11 protein-coding genes are annotated in these 18892 nt (G+C 55.7%); 5 read left to right on the forward strand and 6 right to left on the reverse strand.

Annotation, left to right across the window (positions count from 1 at the left end):
• Positions 1-72: 72 nt before the first annotated feature.
• Positions 73-1893 carry an alpha-amylase family glycosyl hydrolase gene (locus ACT6RZ_RS09405; protein ID WP_444701859.1) on the reverse strand — a complete coding sequence of 607 codons (1821 nt, stop codon included), beginning with the start codon at positions 1891-1893 and terminating at the stop codon, positions 73-75.
• Between the two features lie 244 nt (positions 1894-2137).
• Between ACT6RZ_RS09405 and ACT6RZ_RS09410 the strand changes: the two genes are divergently transcribed.
• On the forward strand, positions 2138-2512 hold the full coding sequence (locus tag ACT6RZ_RS09410; protein WP_444701860.1) for a hypothetical protein: 375 nt from the start codon (positions 2138-2140) through the stop codon (positions 2510-2512).
• A 125-nt stretch (positions 2513-2637) separates the two neighbouring features.
• Here ACT6RZ_RS09410 and ACT6RZ_RS09415 read toward each other — a convergent pair whose 3' ends face one another.
• Complete coding sequence (locus ACT6RZ_RS09415) at positions 2638-3771, reverse strand: catalase family protein (protein ID WP_444701861.1); 1134 nt, start codon at positions 3769-3771, stop codon at positions 2638-2640.
• 355 nt (positions 3772-4126) lie between these two features.
• Here ACT6RZ_RS09415 and ACT6RZ_RS09420 point away from each other — a divergent pair, with 355 nt between their 5' ends.
• The 3 genes from ACT6RZ_RS09420 (at position 4127) to ACT6RZ_RS09430 (ending at position 7044) form a co-directional block, all read left to right on the forward strand.
• Complete coding sequence (locus tag ACT6RZ_RS09420) at positions 4127-6088, forward strand: putative bifunctional diguanylate cyclase/phosphodiesterase (protein ID WP_444701862.1); 1962 nt, start codon at positions 4127-4129, stop codon at positions 6086-6088.
• A gap of 95 nt (positions 6089-6183) precedes the next feature.
• Positions 6184-6441: a hypothetical protein gene (locus ACT6RZ_RS09425; RefSeq protein ID WP_444701863.1), complete on the forward strand. Its 258-nt coding sequence runs from the start codon at positions 6184-6186 to the stop codon at positions 6439-6441.
• Between the two features lie 57 nt (positions 6442-6498).
• Positions 6499-7044 carry a YgjP-like metallopeptidase domain-containing protein gene (locus ACT6RZ_RS09430; RefSeq protein WP_444701864.1) on the forward strand — a complete coding sequence of 182 codons (546 nt, stop codon included), beginning with the start codon at positions 6499-6501 and terminating at the stop codon, positions 7042-7044.
• Positions 7045-7071: 27 nt separating this feature from the next.
• On the opposite strand, the gene ACT6RZ_RS09435 is transcribed toward ACT6RZ_RS09430, so the two are convergent.
• A complete protein-coding gene (locus ACT6RZ_RS09435; RefSeq protein ID WP_444701865.1) occupies positions 7072-8073 on the reverse strand; it encodes a methyltransferase in 1002 nt (333 codons plus the stop codon).
• 164 nt (positions 8074-8237) lie between these two features.
• Here ACT6RZ_RS09435 and ACT6RZ_RS09440 point away from each other — a divergent pair, with 164 nt between their 5' ends.
• Positions 8238-9707, forward strand: a complete 1470-nt coding sequence (locus ACT6RZ_RS09440; RefSeq protein WP_444701866.1) for an iron-containing redox enzyme family protein — start codon at positions 8238-8240, stop codon at positions 9705-9707.
• Between the two features lie 117 nt (positions 9708-9824).
• Here the strand turns inward: ACT6RZ_RS09440 and ACT6RZ_RS09445 are convergent, their stop codons facing one another.
• The 3 genes from ACT6RZ_RS09445 to ACT6RZ_RS09455 form a co-directional block, all read right to left on the reverse strand.
• Positions 9825-10064, reverse strand: coding sequence for a hypothetical protein (locus ACT6RZ_RS09445; protein WP_444701867.1), 240 nt, complete (start codon positions 10062-10064; stop codon positions 9825-9827).
• Positions 10065-10204: 140 nt separating this feature from the next.
• A complete protein-coding gene (gene pbpC / locus ACT6RZ_RS09450) occupies positions 10205-12454 on the reverse strand; it encodes a penicillin-binding protein 1C (protein WP_444701868.1) in 2250 nt (749 codons plus the stop codon).
• Positions 12451-18429: an alpha-2-macroglobulin family protein gene (locus ACT6RZ_RS09455; protein WP_444701869.1), complete on the reverse strand. Its 5979-nt coding sequence runs from the start codon at positions 18427-18429 to the stop codon at positions 12451-12453. The genes pbpC and ACT6RZ_RS09455 overlap by 4 nt, the downstream gene beginning before the upstream one ends.
• Positions 18430-18892 lie beyond the last annotated feature (463 nt).

An 18892-nucleotide genomic window follows, 5' to 3' on the forward strand; every position in this document is an offset into this window, starting at 1 on the left:
CTTTGACGACTGTAGGCCTAAGCCTTAGTCACAGCAAGCGTTTGCTGGCCCTGTGCGATCAACGATGATGGCTTATTTATCCTGGGTATAAATCAGGCAGGCATAAGCGCCTATGGTCAGCGGCGCTGAAAATCCATAACCGTCCAGAGCTTGCTCATTGGCGGTGATGTCGCCAGAAGGCGTCTCATCCATTTCCTGGTTGTAAAGCGTGGCGTCGCTGTTAAAGCGCAATTTCCACTCGCCGCCTTGCGGCAGACCGATGACGTAGTTTTCCTTGCGGCCTTCGGCAAAGTTGAATACCACCACCACATCGTCGCCGCAGCCGCCTTCTTTCCAGCGATGCATGGCGATGAGTTTGTCGCTGTCGTTAACATGGTAGACCGCGGTATGTTGCCCGCTCAGGCCGGCGGAATGGCCAGCCCGGTTCAAGCGTAAATTGATCAGGTCACGGTACATGCCGGTGATGTCGGCATAGTCTTCAGCACGCTGCCAGTCTATAGGGCGGTCATCACGGAACCACTGGTCACGCAGGAATTCCTGGCCCTGGAACAGCATGGGGATGCCAGGGGCGGTGAGCACCAGTGCAGCGCCCAGGCTGGAACGCTTGATCGCATAGCGGTTGGGGTGCTCGCTGGGGTCTATCTCTGACACCAGACGCTGTTTGCCATTGGCGACCTCGTCGTGTGATTCGGTGTAGACCACGCGCTGGAAAGCATCCTGGTTGTATTGGTTGAGCAGAGCATCGCGCACGCTGGCCATAGAGCGGTTGGCGTCGTCCGCTTCTATCAGCACTTGCCGGATAGGGTGTACAAAGCCTGCGTCCCACTGACTGCTGAAATTGGCCCCACCGTCTTCTTTGGTCCGGGTGAGTTCAGGGCTGTTTTGCAGGTCTTCGGCAATGGTGATCTTGCCGGGGTGGCGGATCTGCACTTCGTGATTGATCCATTGTAACAGGCTGAAGCCCTCGGCGATCAGGTCCTGCGCATCGGCCTCTACACTGCGGATATACAGGGTCATGTCATAACGCAGGCCATCGGCGTGATAGTCGCCCAGCCACATCATGGCGTTATCAAAAATATACTGGCGCACTTCGCCGCGGCCATAATCCGGGCGGGTGTCTCCCCACGGTGTGGTGGAACGCCAGTCGTTGTAGAAATAGATGCCGCCTTTGTTATCCTCGCTCCAGCCGTCAAACTGCCACAGGCTGATATCGGAAGGGCCAAAGTGGTTGTAGACCACGTCGACAATGACGGCGATGCCCGCCTCGTGTGCGGCGGCTAAAAAGCGTTTGAAGCCTTCGGCGCCGCCATAGGCGCTTTCGATCGCATATGGGTGGGCAGGGTTGTAGCCCCATGAGTAATCGCCGGCAAACTCGGCGATAGGCATGATCTCGACCGCATTGATGCCCAGCGCCTTGAGGTGTGGCAGGCGCTCTATGGCGGTATCAAAGTTGCCGACCTGGCCATCCTTGGCGTGGAAAGTGCCTATATGCATCTCGTAGATCACCAGATCATTCCAGGCCGGCATCTCGAACTGGCTGTGCGGCGGCTCGAACAGATCCAGCGGCGGGATCACGCCGCTGCCGACCGAGTTGGTGACTATCTTGGCATAAGGGTCTATGCGCTCTAGTTGCTGCTCGCCGTTGATGATATGGAATTTATATTCATCGCCCGGTTTGGCGTGGGAGAGGTCAGCATACCAGTAGCCATTTTCCTCATGCACACAGGCATCCGTGGCTGCCTGCCAATCGTTAAACGAGCCTATGACAGACACGTGGTCTGCATGTGGCGCCCACACGCGGAATGCCACGCCATGCGCGTGCGGGATGGCACCCATGCCGGGTAGAGGGTCCAAATTAGTTTCTGAGTTGGTTTGCGGGCTGGCAGATGACATGATGGTACTCTCCGGCATTGGTCGTTAAGGGCTTGAGCCTGTTTTGTCAGGCAGGGCAATGTAGGAGAATCTATACAATCACTGAACAGGAAAAAAGACGCCGGATTCTGATAATGCTGTCAGCGTTATCTGTCAGAAAAGTCTTACTTCAGAATCAGCGCTTTGCCTGCAATCAAAAACCGGCCCTGGCCCTAGAATAGCTAAAAATTAATTAATCCAAATGCTATCGGACGGGTTGTAACATATGCTGACATCTATTGAATTTGCAGACGAGATTTTTGAAGAGTTAAGGCTTTCAATAGATCAGGCTTGTAAAGAACGTTACTGGTTCACCGCTTGCCGCAATGCAAGAACGCTGGGCTTCAGGCAATCTGATGTCAGTTGCGCCTCGACTTATGGGCAGTGCTTTGAGTTGCTTATAGAGCCAGATATCTATCTGAGCCTGACTTATAAATCCATGGAAGCGTGTGACACGCTGACGCCCACCGATGTAGCCAAGTTTGAATTGCAGCTCAAGCATGCTGAGGTGCTGGTCAAGTCATACCAGAACGAGTTTGAAGAAACGCCGATCTCACTGGTGCGAGGCGTACGTTATGGCGCTTATTCTGCCAGCCTTTAACAGATAAGCCATTTCTGCAAACAGGCAATTGCAGCCAACACCCATTTCAGCCAACACAAAGCGCCACACTTTTAGTGTGGCTTTTGCATTTACAGCTGCTGAATAGAACAACTGTAGGCTAGACTTTATAACTGTTGGGTAGACTGGGGCTCGTGCATGGGGCAACCATTCATTTGCCGGCGGAAACTGCTGGAATGCTGGTAAGTCAGTTTGCGGGCACGCATCACCGAACCCAGGGGCCTATGCGCTGCGATACCGTTCCACGGACTGAACGCCAGCTTGTCTTCGATAGGCGGCGTCAGTTTGTCATCCCAGGCTTTTTGCGGTTTCACATCTATGGTCGCTACTTTCAGGTAAGGGCTCTCATGCTCTGGCCATACCGCTGCAGCATCTTCAATCGGCATGGTGTCCAGGTTTCTGCATAGTTGCACCAAAACCTCCCACTGACCAGCATGGGTGGCAAAGAAAGCATTCACAGCCTGCCGCAATGCATGCGGGTCATCCCTGCTATTCAAATGTTTGCCAATCAGGGCGCGCAAGCCAGAGCTGGCGGGCCGCACTGACAGTTTTGCCATGTAAGGTCCGTACAGCACCGGCACCTGGGTAAAAAACTGTTCTCCCAGGATATGGGTCTCGGGGTAGCCGCCCATGGCTTTGAGGGTGGCACTCTCACCACCCAGGCTTTCAACCAGCCTGGCTAAGCCACGCAACACGGCTGAGATCACTTTTTTGAATTCGGGAAATCGGTTGGTGGTTTTCGCCAGTAACTTCAAGCCGGATAAAAAACCTTTGGCATCTTTATTCAAAAATGCCGGGCCAGTCACCAGCAGAAAATCCTGCGTGTTATCAGCGGCGTCACCTTGCAGCCGCTCGCCCTGCACGCCTATCACTTTCACGGCAAAGCCTCTGGGTGTGGAGACGCTGTCAGCCAGAAAGTCGCCAGGGCTGGTAGAAAGCCTGATCACCGTTTCGTAAACCTGTTCATAGCCAAAGATGCCTTGCTTCAATTCAGGCGGCAGGCCGGGGGCCACAGTCAGATTGCCCCTGAGCACGCCATGGCTTTTGACATGCACACTACGGTAACCATGGCCAGAATCTCTGGCCGTGACATCACTGATGCTTTGCAGCGTGCTGACCAGCGCCTGTATGGTCTGCTGCTCATCCTGCTCGGGTATTTCGTAGGCGGGGTCGTAGGTGACAGGCGAGGCCAGTGCTGTGCTTATGGTAGGTGCTGTGCTTATGCTAGGTGGTGTGCTCATGGTAGGGGCCTTGGTTGATGCCTGTGTTTGGTCACAGGGTCTTCCGCCAGGGCAGTTATTGTTATTAAGTCCATGCTGCTACACAAATATATGCATAGCCGTTTAATTTAATAACGGTTTGCTCATCTGCCCTATCAGCAAGCTGCGTATTATCTTGTAGGACAGGCTTACCGAAACGCTGACGCTGGTTTGCCCGGTTTGCAGGAAAATCTGCCTGCGGCATGCCTGAGAGCGTATGATTCAGGCGCTTGAACAATAAACCAATTGAGAATAGAGCCGAAAATCTGCCTGTCACCGCAAGATTAAATTAAATTGATGCTAATTAATATTGGGCAACCAGAAATGAATTTAAAAAATGCCTTTTTCTAAAACAACAAGTCCAGAACTTCTGCTAGCCAGGTATCGTAGCCTGATGGCCGATGTGCCTGTGGTGATCTTCGCCGGGTTGAGTGCAACGGCTATCCAGGTGGTCGCCCTGCAGGATGGCATAGACTGGCGTGTGTCGGTGGCGATGCCTATGGTGAGGATGACCCTGGCTGCCATGCTGTTTATCTACTGGTTCTGGCACCGGGAGGATAATCCGGGCATAGACAAAGTGCGCTGGCGATTGCGCGCTGCTTCCATCGTATTAGTGTTTTCCGGCGTAGTGACTTTTTTCCGCAGTTTATACCTGTTTAACCACACCGATAGTTTCGGCCATTATTTCCTCATTATTTACATGACCTTGTTCGGGCTGTGCTTTGCTTTTATCCTGAGCAAGATCGGCCTGGCGGCATTCATCTATAATTTCCTGCTCATCTCTGCCGCCCTGGTCTGCATTTTTATGGGCGATTTTGAGCATCCCTATGTACTGGCTGGCCTGGTGCTGGTGTTTGAAGTCGGTATGCTATTCGCCATGCGCGCCAGCACCAATGTGTTTGACCGGCTGGTGAATGCCACATACGAAACGCATAGCCTGCTGGAGGAGAACCAGCGCCTGGCTAACCTGGATGCCTTAACCCACCTGCCTAACCGCCGCCAGTTCTTTATGCATGTGGAGCAGCAACTGGCCCGTGCCAAAAGAACCGCAGACCGCTTTGCCGTGGGTATTGTGGATCTCGACAATTTCAAGCCGGTGAATGATGTGTATGGCCACCATATCGGTGACCTGGTGCTGACCGAAATGGGCGCACGCCTGGCGCGTATCAAGATCGCTGGCGTGCAGTTTTATCGTCTGGGCGGCGATGAGTTCGCCTTCCAGGTGGTGACAGATCCCCAGCATATGATACTCAGGCAGATAGGCAAAGAAGTGAATCGCGTGATCTCGCAACCTATCATTGCAGATGGCATACTCATCAGCATCAAGGCCTCTATTGGTGCCTGCGTGTTCTCTAACACCAAGGATACCGCGCAGGAGCTGTACGAACATGCAGATTTTGCGCTTTACCATGTCAAACGCACTGGCCGTGGCAGCATGGAAATTTACTCGCAGACGCTGGAAGAAGAGCGCCAGCACCTGAATAAAGTCGACCAGGCCTTGCGCGCTGCCGATCTGGAAGCAGAGCTGTTCCCGGTGTTTCAGCCTATCGTCAATGTCAATAGCGGCACTATCAGCTCTTTTGAAAGCCTGGCGCGCTGGAACAGCCCCACTATAGGGATAGTGCCGCCCGCGGTATTTATCGGTGTAGCAGAGAGCCTGGGCATCATTTCGGATCTGACGCGCCTGATGTTCCAGAAATCTATTATCGTCATGGGCACCTGGCCTGCGCATATCCGGCTGTCATTCAACCTTTCTGCCTATGATGTGACCAACAAGGCGGTGATAGAAGAACTGATCTACATGGTGGCGCAGAGCCGTATCCATCCCTCACGGTTTGTGTTTGAAGTGACCGAAACCGCCTTGCTGCAAGACTTTACCACCGCCAAGGATAATATTGAGCTGCTACGTCAGTCGGGCGCCAGGATAGCCCTGGATGATTTTGGTACCGGCTACTCCAGTCTCAGTCATGTGCAAAACTTGCCGCTGGATAAACTCAAGATAGACCGCAGTTTTATCAAGGATATTGAAACCAACCCCACCAGCCAGACCATAGTGCGTTCCATACTGGCACTGTGCCAGGGCATGCAGGTGGAATGCGTGGCCGAAGGTGCGGAAACTGCGAGCCAGGTGCAGTTTCTGCAGCAGATGGGTTGCCAGCTGATCCAGGGTTATTTCTATTCCAAACCGATGGCGCAAGAGCATATACAGAATTACCTGGACGAGCGTAGCGTGACCGCAGATCTGGTGACGCCCGGTCTGGTGGCTTCCGAAATGCTGCTGCCGGGCAAGGTGGCGTGACGGTTAAAAAACTGTCAGCAATGAATCTTTCCTATTGTTGATCGCATACCACTCGCTTAAGCTGAGGGCTCGTGTTACAGGCCAGGGAGGCAATGGTGAGAACAACATTCATGGGCATGCTACTCATGCTGCTGGTGGCAGTCGATATTCACGCCGCTGATACAGCAAGCAGTGTCGCTACCAGCGATGGCCGCACTTTTGACAGCCTGAGTGCGGATGATATCCAGCGCCTGAGTGGGCCAGACCAGGCGGCTTACCAAACCTGGCAGGCCGCGCACCCTGCAGAAACTTCTACCTACCAGCCAGCAGCAGGCCCCAACACCATGGATCTCTCGTCTGATTTCTCGATGTAAGCAGCTATTTTTGCAGGTTTGTTTTGTGAAGCATGCCCGCTGGCCTAAAATAGCGGCATGTCTTTGCTGCTGATCCAACAATATTTCCCCGGATACCCCGGCCATATGCATGCGCAGATATTGCAATTGCATACGCAAGACAAGCTGGGGCACTATATCAGCCAGCGCTATCCACAAGCGCATACTATTCAAAGTGATAAAGCCCTGTATGACTTTTGCAGCGAGCTCAAGCAGCGCTACCTGAAAAATGCGCCGCTGCTGGATAAAGTGTATTTCGATAACCGGCTGACGGTGGAGAAGCAGACTCTGGGCTTGAATACCGCCATCTCGCGCGTGCAGGGCGGCAAGCTCAAAGCCAAAAAAGAAATCCGCATCTCAGCTTTTTTCAAAGACACGCCGACTGAATTCCTGACCATGATAGTGGTGCATGAACTCGCCCATCTGAAAGAACGGGATCACGACAAAGCGTTTTACCAGCTATGCCAGCATATGGAACCCAACTATATGCAGTATGAGTTTGATTGCCGAGTCTATCTGTTATCGCTGGCGTTGAAACGGCTACCTGTTATCCCTGGTGTTGAAAAAGATAGGCCAGAAGATTAAAAGAGGTTGTATATATACTGGCGCAGCTTACGGTTCAGCCACCGTGCTGATCAGCTGCAATAAAGTGTCTGCTTCAAGCGTGGGTCTGCTCACCAGCAACCAGACCGCCGCGATCCTGTCTGCCCTGGCATAGGCTGCGGTAGACAGTTCTTCACTGAATATATCCGGGTCTATCTCGGTGTACTGGTAGGTGCAGCCAGCGTGTTTGGTCATCTGTTTCACTGCTTCCAGAAACGGGTCATGACCGTCAACGATGGCGACGCCGGTATACAGCATCAGGCTGCCGCCGGGTGCCAGGCGGGCCAAGGCGGCCTGAACGATATCCAGAGAAAGTTGCGCACCCAGTGGGCCGCTGCCATGGCGGTAAGCTCTGGCGGCGGGGTCGACCAGGTAGGGCGGGTTGGCAATGATCAGGTCAAACTCGCCTTGCAAATCCTGCAACAGGTTGCTGTACTGAAAATGCACGTTGGCGATACTGCTGGCTTTGGCATTGGTGTGCGCAAAAGACAATGCTTTTTCATTGATATCCACGCCCCAGATCGCAGCGTAAGGCAGTGCTTCTGCCAGCAGGATAGCGCCTACGCCCGAGCCAGTGCCTATATCGACACAACGCTGCACTTTGCCCGGCAGGGTCGCCAGGGCGCCGTACATGGCATTGATGAAGCGGTAGGTATCCGGGCCAAAAAACACCGCGTCCTGCGCATCGGTGGGAAAGCCGGAATGCAAAAATAATTTGTCGGCCACGCTGGAGACGCGCACCAGCGACTGCCAGCCTTTGTCTACCGGGCGTAACACCTCAGCGGCTTGCAGCAGCTCTAAAATCTCCACGCCTACGATCTCTTTGGTGAAAGGGCGGTTCCAGCCGAACACATCATGCAGGTGGCTGGCCCAGGCATTCGCAGGCCGCTGATTGACCAGTTTATGCGTGGTCGGCGTGACCGTGACAAACTGGTAGCCGCGCGCATACAAGATGCCTAACAGCTTTTCTAACGGTTCGCGGGCGGTTGAATCATGGACTTGCGCTGTCACGGTGACATCCTTTGGCAATGACAAGAAGTAATGACATATCAGCTTAACAGAAGTCTGCCATTGTTTTAATAAGCGCATTCCTACATGTTTCTCCATGATTGTCTGATAGGGGATTCAGCGTTAACTGCGTAACTTACTGTCTTGATCAATCAAAGGCGTTCACTATGTCTGGTGTGCATATAGAAATCGGAAGACCACAGGAAACAGTCAGGCACTGGTCTGCAAAATCGATTTACTTCTCAATGTTAGAAGCTGAGCAATCTGCCAGAACCAAGGCAGAGAGTGCCGGTTTTCTGGCCAGACAACTGAGCGAGACGAACAGCCATGCGACCGGCATGCCGGCGACTATGGCGCAGTTAGACATCTGGCTGGCAGAGCATAACCAGATGGTTGGCCGCCAGTATCGAGAATACCTGGCCGCCCGAAAAGCCGGCCAGCCCAGACGGTATTTCCGCAGCAAATCGCAAGCATTGTTTTTTCTGCGCGCAGTCGCGCCGACCAAACTGGTGGATGGTTCATGGCTGTATGGCCTGATGAAGCACTGGCAAGACCCCAGGCTGGCTTCATTGCTCAAGATCTACCTGGAAGAGCTGGGTGATGGCGTAGAAGCCATGAATCACGTCGTGCTTTACCGCAAACTGTTAAAACTGAATGCGTGTGAAGACTGGAAAAACCTCGATGAACAGTTTTTCACCCAGGGTGCTATCCAGTTGGCGTTGGCAGCGCATACGGATAGCCATTTGCCTGAAGTCATCGGTTTTAACCTGGGCTACGAGCAACTGCCGCTGCATCTGCTGATCACGGCTTATGAGCTGAAAGAGCTGAATATAGACCCCTATTATTTCACTCTGCACACCACCATTGATAACGCCCAGTCTGGCCACGCGCGTGCCGCGATAGATGCGGTGCGTGAAGCCATGCCGGTGTTTGCTGACTCGGCTGACTATATGCAGCGCGTGATCGCCGGTGTGAAATTGAATGATGTGGGTCTGAGCACCCTGGATATCATCAAGCAGTTCGACCTGCAGGGCGAAGTGGTGCGCATATTGCAAAGCAAAGCCAATATAGGCCAGTTCATGCATTCGGATAGATGCGTGATAGGTGGCAGAACAGTCAATGACTGGCTGAAAGACCAGGACCAGGTCGCCGTATTTTTACATGAGATGGAAAAAACCGGCTGGGTGAAACGCCACCACAATCCCGAAGACAGCCCTTTCTGGAAAGTGATCGCCGGCGACAAGGCGCCCATGTTCGGCGTATTCACCGGCTATGAACAGCAGGTGATCTATGACTGGATCGCCGGTGAGGCGATAGAGTCACTGCCCATGCTGGCACGTTTGGGTAGACCATGGCGTATGGTAGAGAAACAGGCGCTCGCCCAGGATGAGGCGCGCCACAAACAATATGGCAATGTCTACGACTTCAAGTCTGGCCATAAACTCACACACCAGTTGCGCCAGGCAAACGACTTTAACCAGGACCAGCTCGCCTTCGAGCGCCATGTGCATGGCATAGATGACGAGCAGAAACTGATGCACTTTTTAGTCGACTGGATGTCACCCGCCAAACACTACACTCCGCTGGGTCTGTGTGCGACACGCTATTTCAAATCGCATATGGATTCGCTGTTTTAATGCACTGTCTGTGGGCAGTCACCAAACAAAAAGCCGCATAGCAATGCGGCTTTTTAACGGCTAACGACTTTAATTGCTGGCGGTTTTAATGAGCTGGCGACAAGCAGATCAGAATGTTCAGTGACAACCACCCGAGCTACAGCCACACGACTTGCCAGCAGGCTTGAGTGTCTTTTTCTGCCAGGCCTGCTCAAATGCTTCCCTGCTCATAGGCTTGAGATTTAACGACTGCTGCAACTCATCATCTCCCGCCTGCGTCTGGTAGCGATTGAAATGGGCCAGGTATCTGGCGTAGGCGCGGTCAGTGCCTAACAGCTGCTGCCAGTGTGTCCATAACCATTTTTTCAGTTTAAACATGCGTGCTCCTTGCTGACTACTGGTCGGATATGGTGGTTGGATAAGACATTGTACAGAATGGTTCTGGCAGCTGTGTATTTAAAACCGTGCATCTAAATCATCTATTGCTGATGCCGGGGACATAAGGGTTGCAACTTGCGCTATTTTGGTTTGCCAGGCACCTGCAGCCCACGCACCTCAAAGGTATGCGTATCCAGCAGTTTGCCATGTGCGTCGGTCAGCGTCAGCCTGTGCTTGCCTGGTAATGGTAATGGCACCAGGGCTTTGCTTTTTCCGCACGCAGCCACGGCTTTATCATCCAGTAGCAGACAGGATCTGCCACTGCCGCCAGACTGCAATAACAAGGCCTGCCGTGGCTGCGGGATATCCGGGTCAGGCGCAATAATGGCCGAATCCGGCGGCGCGATCAGGGTGGCGGATGACGGCGTGACATTGACGACTATAGTCTGATTAGCGGGAGTCTGATTAGCGGAGGTCTGACTGGCGTAGGTCTGACTGGCAAGGTTCTGCTGGGCGGGTGTCTGTGCTGTCTGCCTGGGTAGAATCACCCAATCCTGCCTGGGTGATTCTATGGCAGGCTGGTAGCGTACTTGCTGCTGCAGTACCCCGGCTGGCGCGGCGGGTTGCTGGCTGTGGCGGGACTGGTGCAGATATTCAATAATGTCACGCCAGACTGGTGCAGCGCCGGTGATGCCGGACACATCCCACATCGGCGCCCCGGAAAAATTACCTACCCAGACGCCTACCGTGTAACGGTCTGTGTAACCTATGGCCCAGTTATCGCGCATGGCCTTGCTGGTGCCGGTTTTCACCGCCGCCCAGGTGCGGGTGGAAAGCGGGCTGGAAAGGCCGAAAGTGATGGTGCGTGCGCCCGGGTCAGCCAGGATATCGCCTATGATAAAACTGGCTTGCGGGCTGAATAGCTGTTTTTTGTTGCTGGCGGCTGTCGCCATCTGGCCGCCAGGGCTGAACGTGACCTCTTGCCAGACGCCGCCGTTGGCCAGTACGCGATAGGCATTGCTCAGTTGCAGTAAACTGGATTCTGCGCCGCCGAGTGCCAGGCCAAAACCGTAATGCTCGGCATCGCGCGTCAGGCTGTTCAGGCCCAGACCTCTGAGCGTCTCAAGAAAAGGGTCTACACCTACCAGCGTCAGGGTGCGGATGGCCGGCACATTCAGTGACGCCCCTAGCGCCGTGCGCACGCTGACTGCGCCCTGAAAGTGTCTGTCGTAATCCTGCGGAATATACAGGCCGCTAGGCGTGGTCAATGCCAGAGGTGAGTCGTCGAGTACCGAACTGGCATTCAGCCAGCCCTGGTCTATCGCCAGTGCATACAGAAATGGTTTCAGGGTAGAGCCAGGCTGACGCAAGGCCGACACGCCATCGACTTCTGCCGCGCCGGACAGGTCACCGCTGGAGCCGACATAGGCCAGCACTTCGCCACTATGGTTATCCAGCACCACCACGGCGCCGTCTTCCACGTTTTGCTCTGCCAGCTGCGCCAGGTGGGTGCGCAGGGTATCACGGGCAAAACGCTGCAAACTGGCATCTATGCTGCTTTTTATGCGTTCGCCATTGTGGGTCAGCAAGTGCCGCGCCAGATGCGGGGCATCGTCTATGCCGGGGATAGGGAACGGGCGCGAGGGCAGCAGCGCGGTACGCAGCGTCACCTCCAGGCAGGGCTGTTTTTTTGCCGGGAGATGCATGCTGGCTGGCATCGCCTGCAAGGTCGCGCAGGCGCGTTTGGCCAGCCGGCTGCGTGCAGCGCCGGGTGACCTGATCAGCGACGCCAGGATGGCGGCATCCATGCTATCCAGACCATTCGGGCCTTTTGCCAGCAGACCTCTGGCGGCGGCATCAATGCCGACCAGCTCACCGCGAAATGTCACGCTATTGAGGTAGGCTTCAAGTATCTGCGCTTTGCTCCAGTGCAGTTCAAGCGCCAGCGCCATGCGTATCTGACCAAGTTTGGCTGCCCAGCCATTTTGTGCTGAATTCGCAGCCGCCTGGTTCAGCAGCTTGGCCAGTTGCATGGTGATGGTGCTGGCACCCCGGGCGCGCGTACGCTGCAGGTTATCCAGCCAGGCAGAACCGGCAGCCAGCAGATCTACACCTGCATGCTGGTAAAAGCGTTTGTCTTCGGCCACCAGCACCGCTTGCTGCAAGCTGGGCGAGATATCCTGCAATGCTATCCATTCCAGCATGCGGCGCTGTTTATCCAGGCGCAGGCGTTGCAGGACTACGCCATGGCGGTCCAGCAACACCGCTTCTGAACTGCGGGTGGCAGACCTGGCTTGCTCAAAACTGGGGGTAGGCGTGAGAAACACCCAGCCACTGGCAACAATGACTGCAAGGGTCAGTGCTGCCAGCAGCGTTTGCTTGCGCGTCACCGGGACTGTGTCCCGGTTTTAACTTCCATGGCTGGCACAGGCACCTCGGCAAATATCTCCGGCGCATACATGGCCTCGACGCGGCTGGCTGGCATGGCAAAACGGCCGGCATTGTTCAGGCGCACCGTGTATTCAATGCTGAATTTGCCTTTGGGAACATAGGCGTAATAAGCACGGAAACCATCGAACGCGCGTTCTTCAAATGCCGGACGCTGCCAGCCGGCTTGCTTTTCTCCGGCAGCCAGCTGGCTGGAATCGCCACCCAGGCCGCTGCCCAGGATGGTTGCGCCTGCAGGCACCGGGTCATTCACCACCACCCAGGTCATATCGCTTTGCGCGTCTATCTCCAGTTGCACACGGTAGGTGTCGCCGCGTTGCCACAGGCCACGGGTTTTCTGCTCTATGGCAGTGACGCTGCGCTTGAGTCTATAGCCGGCAAACAGAGGTTTCTCCAGCGGCAGGGCGGCTTTTGAGGTGACGAATGCCCACGGCTTGCCTGCACCCATATGCTGTATGGAAAGCGGGGTGGAGGCTTTGGGCCAGGCAAAATGCGTGGACAAGCCTGCGCCCATGGGTGTGCCACTGGTCGGGTCACTATGGTGCGGGTCAATATGGGTCGGGTCAATATGGGTCGGGTCCTGTTGTGCAGCGGTTTTGGCCTCTGCCCAGTCCAGTGATCGCGCCTGCTCGCCCAGCTTGAGCTGGGTAGTGCCCGCCACTGGTATTTTCTCAAAATGTGCCTGGAAGTAACGCAGGGCGACTGCCCCCCAGGCATTGGCGACAGTGGTGCTCCAGTGGCCGTTGGTCTGGCGGGAGATCGCACCACGGGCGAGACGGCCTACATCGGCTGCTTCCATGTCCGGGTCTTCTGCCAGCAGGCGCAGTGCCCGCACTGCATTCAGGTCGGGTGACTCCATCAGCCACCACAGGTAATCCTGCTTTTCGGTGGAAAAATTCATGGTGGTGCCGGAGAACATCAGCCGTGATTGCAGGATCTGGCGCGCCTGTTTCAGCTGGTCGACATGCCCGGCGATCTCCGGCAACCGTTGCAATATCGATATCCAGTCTATCACTCCCGAGCTGGGCCACAAGTTGGGGCTGATCTCCAGTGACTCCAGCATGGCCGGACGCGCCCGCTCATACCTGGCCAGGGCGTCGATCGCCGTCAGTTTGCGCAGGGTGAGGTCGGCCGATTGCAGGCTGCCGTAACGGTGTATACGGCCGGCGACAAAGTCTTCCAGCGCTTTCAGCATGCGCTCGCGCGGCCCTTCCGGGATACTGTAGTGCGCCTCATCGGCGATACGCAGCAAATAACTGGTCAGCGTATCATCCCCGCGCAACCAGTCTATGGCGAAGTATCTGGCCAGGCCATCCTGATCCAGGTGCGCGGGCAGGCTGTTCATCACCTGGTTCCACCTGTCCTCGTTTTCCAGCGTGATCGCGATCGAAGCGCGCTGTTCCAGGCAGGAGTAAGGATAGCTGGCCATCCATTCACGCAGGCCGTCCTGGTTGCCCGCCAGTGAGCGGGTCAGCTGGATAGCTATACCACCGCGTCCGGCGATAGCGCCTGCCGGTTGCTGCACGGAGAATGCCCATGGCGCATCGGTTTGCGCTTCTGCATTCAGTTGCTGCAAAGTCTGCTGGTAGATGCGTACGGGAACGGCAGCACCGACCTGCTGTGTGATCTTCAGCGTATCCTGCGCCGCTGTTTGCTGCTTGCCGCTGCTGACTTCTTTAGCATTGATAGTCCAGGCTAGCTTATCTATATTCAGCGGCACGTTGATAGGGAAAGCCAGGCTGGCGCCCAGGCCCGGTTTCAGGCTGATACGCTGCATCCTGGGTGTTTTGCTGACGTCATCCGTCAATGCCACATCCAGTGTCAGATCCCGTTCAGCGCCGTTGCGCACCGTGACCATGGCATTGAACTGGTCGCCTTCGCGCACGAACGGCGGCAAGCCGGAGAACAGCATCACTTCCTGGCCGCTACGGATCAGGGTAGAGGCAGTGCCAAAACGCGAGCTGCCAGCGTGAGCGATCGCCGCAATGCGGAACGAAGTCAAAGAATCATTCAACGGCACATCGACCACCGCCTGGCCGCGCGCATCCAGTTTCAGGCTGGGTTTCCACAACAGCAGGGTATCAAACAGTTCGCGCGCATTGGCGCCCTGGCCACCGCCACCGCCAGGCGCGACGGCTTTCTTGCCGAAATGGCGCTTGCCTATCACTTGTGACTGCGCGGTCGAAGTGCGCACTTCTAGCGCGCGCCGCTCCATCATGGTTTCCAGCAGATTCCACGATTGCGGTCTTGCCAGTTGCAACAGGCCTTCATCCACCGCTGCCAGCGCCACTTCGGCATTGGCAGCCGGTTTGCCTGCCGGGTCGGTCACGGTCAGTTTCACGCGAGCCTTGTCGCGTACATGGTAAGCCTGGCGGTCAGGCTCTACCTTGACTTTCAGGCTATACGCCTGCCAGCCGACACGGATCTGCGTCATACCCAGCTTGAACGCCGGTTTGGTCAGGTCCACCAGTGCTGTAGGCCGCGTATCGATCTCAGCCGGCATTTTCTTGACCAGGCCGAAGAATATGCCGACGCGGTACATCATGCGTTTCAGCCATGAGAATTGGCCGGACACTTCCGGGTCTATACGGCCACGCACCACCATCACCGAGACATAGGCATTCGGGCCGTAGTTACCGGCGATAGGCACTTTGACAAACGGTGAACTGGCGCTGACCGGCACCACGAATGAATCGAGTATGCCTTCACGCTCGACCGTGACCAGGGCAGTGGCTTTGCGGAAAGGCATGCGCACTTCAAAGCGCGCGGTCTCCCCCGGCTCATAAGCACGTTTGTCGGCCAGCAGGTCGATACGGTCACTTTGCGAGGCGTCAAACCAGGTGTTATCGTCGGCCACATACACTTCACTGCTGGCCACGGCGATATTGCCCTGCTTATCCTGGGCGGTGGCCACCAGTATGATTTCGCCGGATTCAGGCGCGGCACCATCACAGACCAGCATGCCGCGCTTATCGGTAGTGCCGCTGCAGACATTGCCGGCTTTCTTCACTTCTGCGGTTTGTTCATAGGCATAAAATCCGCCCAGCATGCGTTTGCGGTAGGCGTAGGTCTTGCGGGTATAGGCTTCTATATTCACTTTGCGGTCTGCCCATGCCTGACCGGCGGCATCGACTGCCAGCACCTTGAAAGCCAGCCGCTCTTTGGTGGCAAAAAAACCTTCTATCTTGATACCCAGAGACAAGGCCGCAGGCAACACCATGGCCTGGGTGGCGGTATTCAGGATCTGGCCGTTGGGGTCGGTGTATTCCATTTCGACTTCCAGCGCATGTGATTCCTGCACTCTGGGCAGCTTGTCAAAAGTCACCCTGGCGCCGCCATTGCCATCCAGCGACAGACTCACCGTTTTTGCCGGGTAGCCGTTCACTTGCGCAGAGGCATCTTCGGTCACACTTTCGCCGTCGTATTCCATTTCCGGGTCATAAGAATAGGGTTGTACCGCTTCTATGCCTTCTTTAGGGAGTCGCCCGCCAAAACTGAAATCTTCAAACTCGCTGTACTGCAGCGGATAGCGCACCAGCCGGCTACGGAATTTGACCGGTGCGCCAGCGGCAGCGCCGCCTGCCAGGTAATTCAGTTGTGCATCGATGACCAGCTGGTTGCCATTCACCAGTGGCTGCGCCGGCGCTTTTAATACCGCTTTCATCAGCGGCACCCGGTATTGCTCGACGCGGAACGTGCCTGAAGAGAACATCTGTTGCCCTACCATCATGGACACTGCATAAGTGCCCAGTTTGGCTTCTTTGGGGATGGCCCAGGTCGATAGACCGGCAGTGCCTGACCATGTCACAGCGACATCGTATTTTTCGCCACTGCCGCCATGCACTATGCTGATGCTATCCGGCTGTTGCTCCGCCAGAGCAAAGCCTTTGCCGGTGCGTACGCGGATAAAGTGCTTCATGGACACTTTTTCGCCAGCGCGGAATAGCGGGCGGTCAAACACCGTGTGCGCGATCAGCGGTGTGCCGCCAGAGCCACCACCCAGGTTGAATTGCCAGGGGCTGATGCCATCATCCCAGGAGGAGAATACAAACGACAGGTCGTCACCCTTGCGTGCCGTTGCCAGCAAGCCAGAACACTGGTTGTAATAGGCTTCAGGCAGTGTCTCTGCGATATGCGCCATGCCTTTGCCATCGGTTTTGCCTTCCCATAGCGTGCGGCCTTCGCAGGTGGAGACCCGCACCGCAGCATTGCTCACCGGCTGCGCGTTATCCAGCCGTGTCACCCACACCAGTGAAGATTCGCGGCCCTGTTTCAGGTGTACCGCCATATTGGTGACCAGTGCGCTGGAGGAGACGTAATAGGGCTTTTGCTCGCCATGCAAGGTGGCACCGAGACGGTCGCTGGCGAACTCGACCACGTAAAAACCGGGTTTTTTCAGCGGCACGCCTATCAGTTCAAAGGTCTTGTCACCGTGTGCGCGTGGCAGTTGTAACGGGCTGGTTGTGAAGCCGACATTGTTGGCGGTATCCATCAGTAGCGGGATCTCGCCTTCGCGCGGATAGCGCTTGTGCTGTTGCTCAAACTGTCTGTCCAGCTGGTTATCGTAAGGGTGACGGGTGACGCGGAAAAACCATTCTGCCAGCGTCGCGTCATCGTCCAGTGCCAGCCTGCCCAGCATGCCGCGACTGGTCTTGGCCGCCATCTCAGCCGAGGGGGCAGATTGCAGTTGTACGCCGGTCAGCGTCGCTTCAACATTGCGCACACTGACCGGCAGGGCAGGCTGCGCATGTTGCTCAAGAATGCCAAAGCGGGAAGGGAACTTGATCAGCGGCGGGTCTTCAGCTATGTTCAGTTTCACCGGGAAGGCGGCGGCATTCACAGGGGTACGGTCTGCATCATCTTTAAACCCGTACGGCAGCGACAGGCTGACGCTGGTTTTTTCACTGAAAGGCCCGCGAAATGAAACTGCCGCCACCGTTTTGCCGGTGTCATCTTTGGCGATCACCGGTGCGATCTGCTTGCCATCGGCAGTCTTCAGCAATAATTTGCTGGCGAGCTCACGCGCCACTGGCGCCGTAAACGACACCGTGATCGGCAGCACCGGCACGCAGCCCGCTTTCGGGTTAGTGCGCGTGCAATTCACGCTCACCTTGAAAGCCTCGCGCACGGCAAATTGCAATGATTGAACACGCGAGCTGGCGATGCCTGAGGTAGAGGTGATGCCTTTGTCCCACCACAATGTCAACCGGCTACCGGCCGGCAGTTTGCGGTCACACTGGGCGACAATGACATTGGCATTTTTCAGCCGGTTATCTTTGACTTCCAAAATGCCCACACGCGCATTCTTGGTCAGCACCTGAAAGAAATTGCTGGCACGGCCAGCCTGCTCGGCCAGGATCTTTTCGCGCTGGCTGCCTTCGATGATCTTCAGCGGAATGCGGTCACCTACACCCGTGATGCTGCAGGCCGCGTGCTTTTTCACCGAGTCCATATCGACCAGCGCATCCAGCCCCAGTAAAAACACTTGTTCTTCATCGATCGCCCCATAGCCCTCATAAGGATGGGAGATCTGGATAGCGGGGCCACCAGTGGTGAAGCTGAAAGATTTAGCTTCCAGCGCAACGCCAGTCAGGCTTTTAAAGGCAGGCTTGGGCGTGAAGGTGCATTTAAGCCCGGCGGGCAGGTCCGCATCAAAATCATAAAGCCAGTTGCGGCCATCGGCCCAATGTCCGTTACCAGCGACCGGGCAGGCGATCTCAAAAGGCGCTTCCAGCCTGGGGTCACCAAATGCCACCATGGCTTCAGAAAAGCGCGCACTCACCTGGCGGACAGCCTTGATCTCACCTTGTGGCGAGAATGATTGCACTGTGACGGCGGCGCTGGCGGGTGCAGGTGCGGCATGCACACTATCCGTTAGCAACAGCAGGCTTAGCAATATCATCTTCAATGCGCTCATGAATATCCTCTGACTTTTTTTACTTTTTACTTTTTTATCCGGCGGGCGGGTGCTTAGGGTCAGGCCGGCCTGGTGTTTGCGACATGGGTGAACAGGGTGGGTCAACCATGTGCAGGATGGTTTAAGTGTAACCAGCTTTGGTGACTCTTGCCATAGGTGGGTGGCATTCAGGTTAAGTGAGGTCTTAGCTTTGGTGCAGTTGCTGGGAGTTGTAATTTGGTGGTTTTTTGGATGGTTCTGTGCTCTGATTCACCGTTGTTTTTCGCCCCTCGGCGAGTTACTTTTCTTTGCTTGCCCAAAGAAAATGTAACCAAAAGAAAGGGCACCCTAGCTTCCGCTTGTTTCCTGCGTTGCTCATCAGCGTGGGCGTCCAACGAAACTCGCCCTAGCGGCTTGCACACTGCGCAAGCCACCGCGGAACTCGAACAGACGCTGGCCGACCCCTCCCACGCTGACTGCGCTA

Origin of the sequence: Methylophilus sp. (genome assembly GCF_052437885.1) — a bacterium.
Taxonomy (GTDB): Bacteria; Pseudomonadota; Gammaproteobacteria; order Burkholderiales; family Methylophilaceae; genus Methylophilus.

Bases quoted from the DNA above. Each gene is read 5' to 3' on its own strand.
- ACT6RZ_RS09410 (WP_444701860.1), top strand. From the start codon at position 2,138: ATGCTGACATCTATTGAATTTGCAGACGAGATTTTTGAAGAGTTAAGG.
- ACT6RZ_RS09440 (WP_444701866.1), top strand. From the start codon at position 8,238: ATGTCTGGTGTGCATATAGAAATCGGAAGACCACAGGAAACAGTCAGG.
- ACT6RZ_RS09455 (WP_444701869.1), bottom strand. From the start codon at position 18,429: ATGAGCGCATTGAAGATGATATTGCTAAGCCTGCTGTTGCTAACGGAT.
- ACT6RZ_RS09445 (WP_444701867.1), bottom strand. From the start codon at position 10,064: ATGTTTAAACTGAAAAAATGGTTATGGACACACTGGCAGCAGCTGTTA.
- ACT6RZ_RS09430 (WP_444701864.1), top strand. From the start codon at position 6,499: ATGTCTTTGCTGCTGATCCAACAATATTTCCCCGGATACCCCGGCCAT.
- ACT6RZ_RS09405 (WP_444701859.1), bottom strand. From the start codon at position 1,893: ATGTCATCTGCCAGCCCGCAAACCAACTCAGAAACTAATTTGGACCCT.
- ACT6RZ_RS09420 (WP_444701862.1), top strand. From the start codon at position 4,127: ATGCCTTTTTCTAAAACAACAAGTCCAGAACTTCTGCTAGCCAGGTAT.
- ACT6RZ_RS09415 (WP_444701861.1), bottom strand. From the start codon at position 3,771: ATGAGCACACCACCTAGCATAAGCACAGCACCTACCATAAGCACAGCA.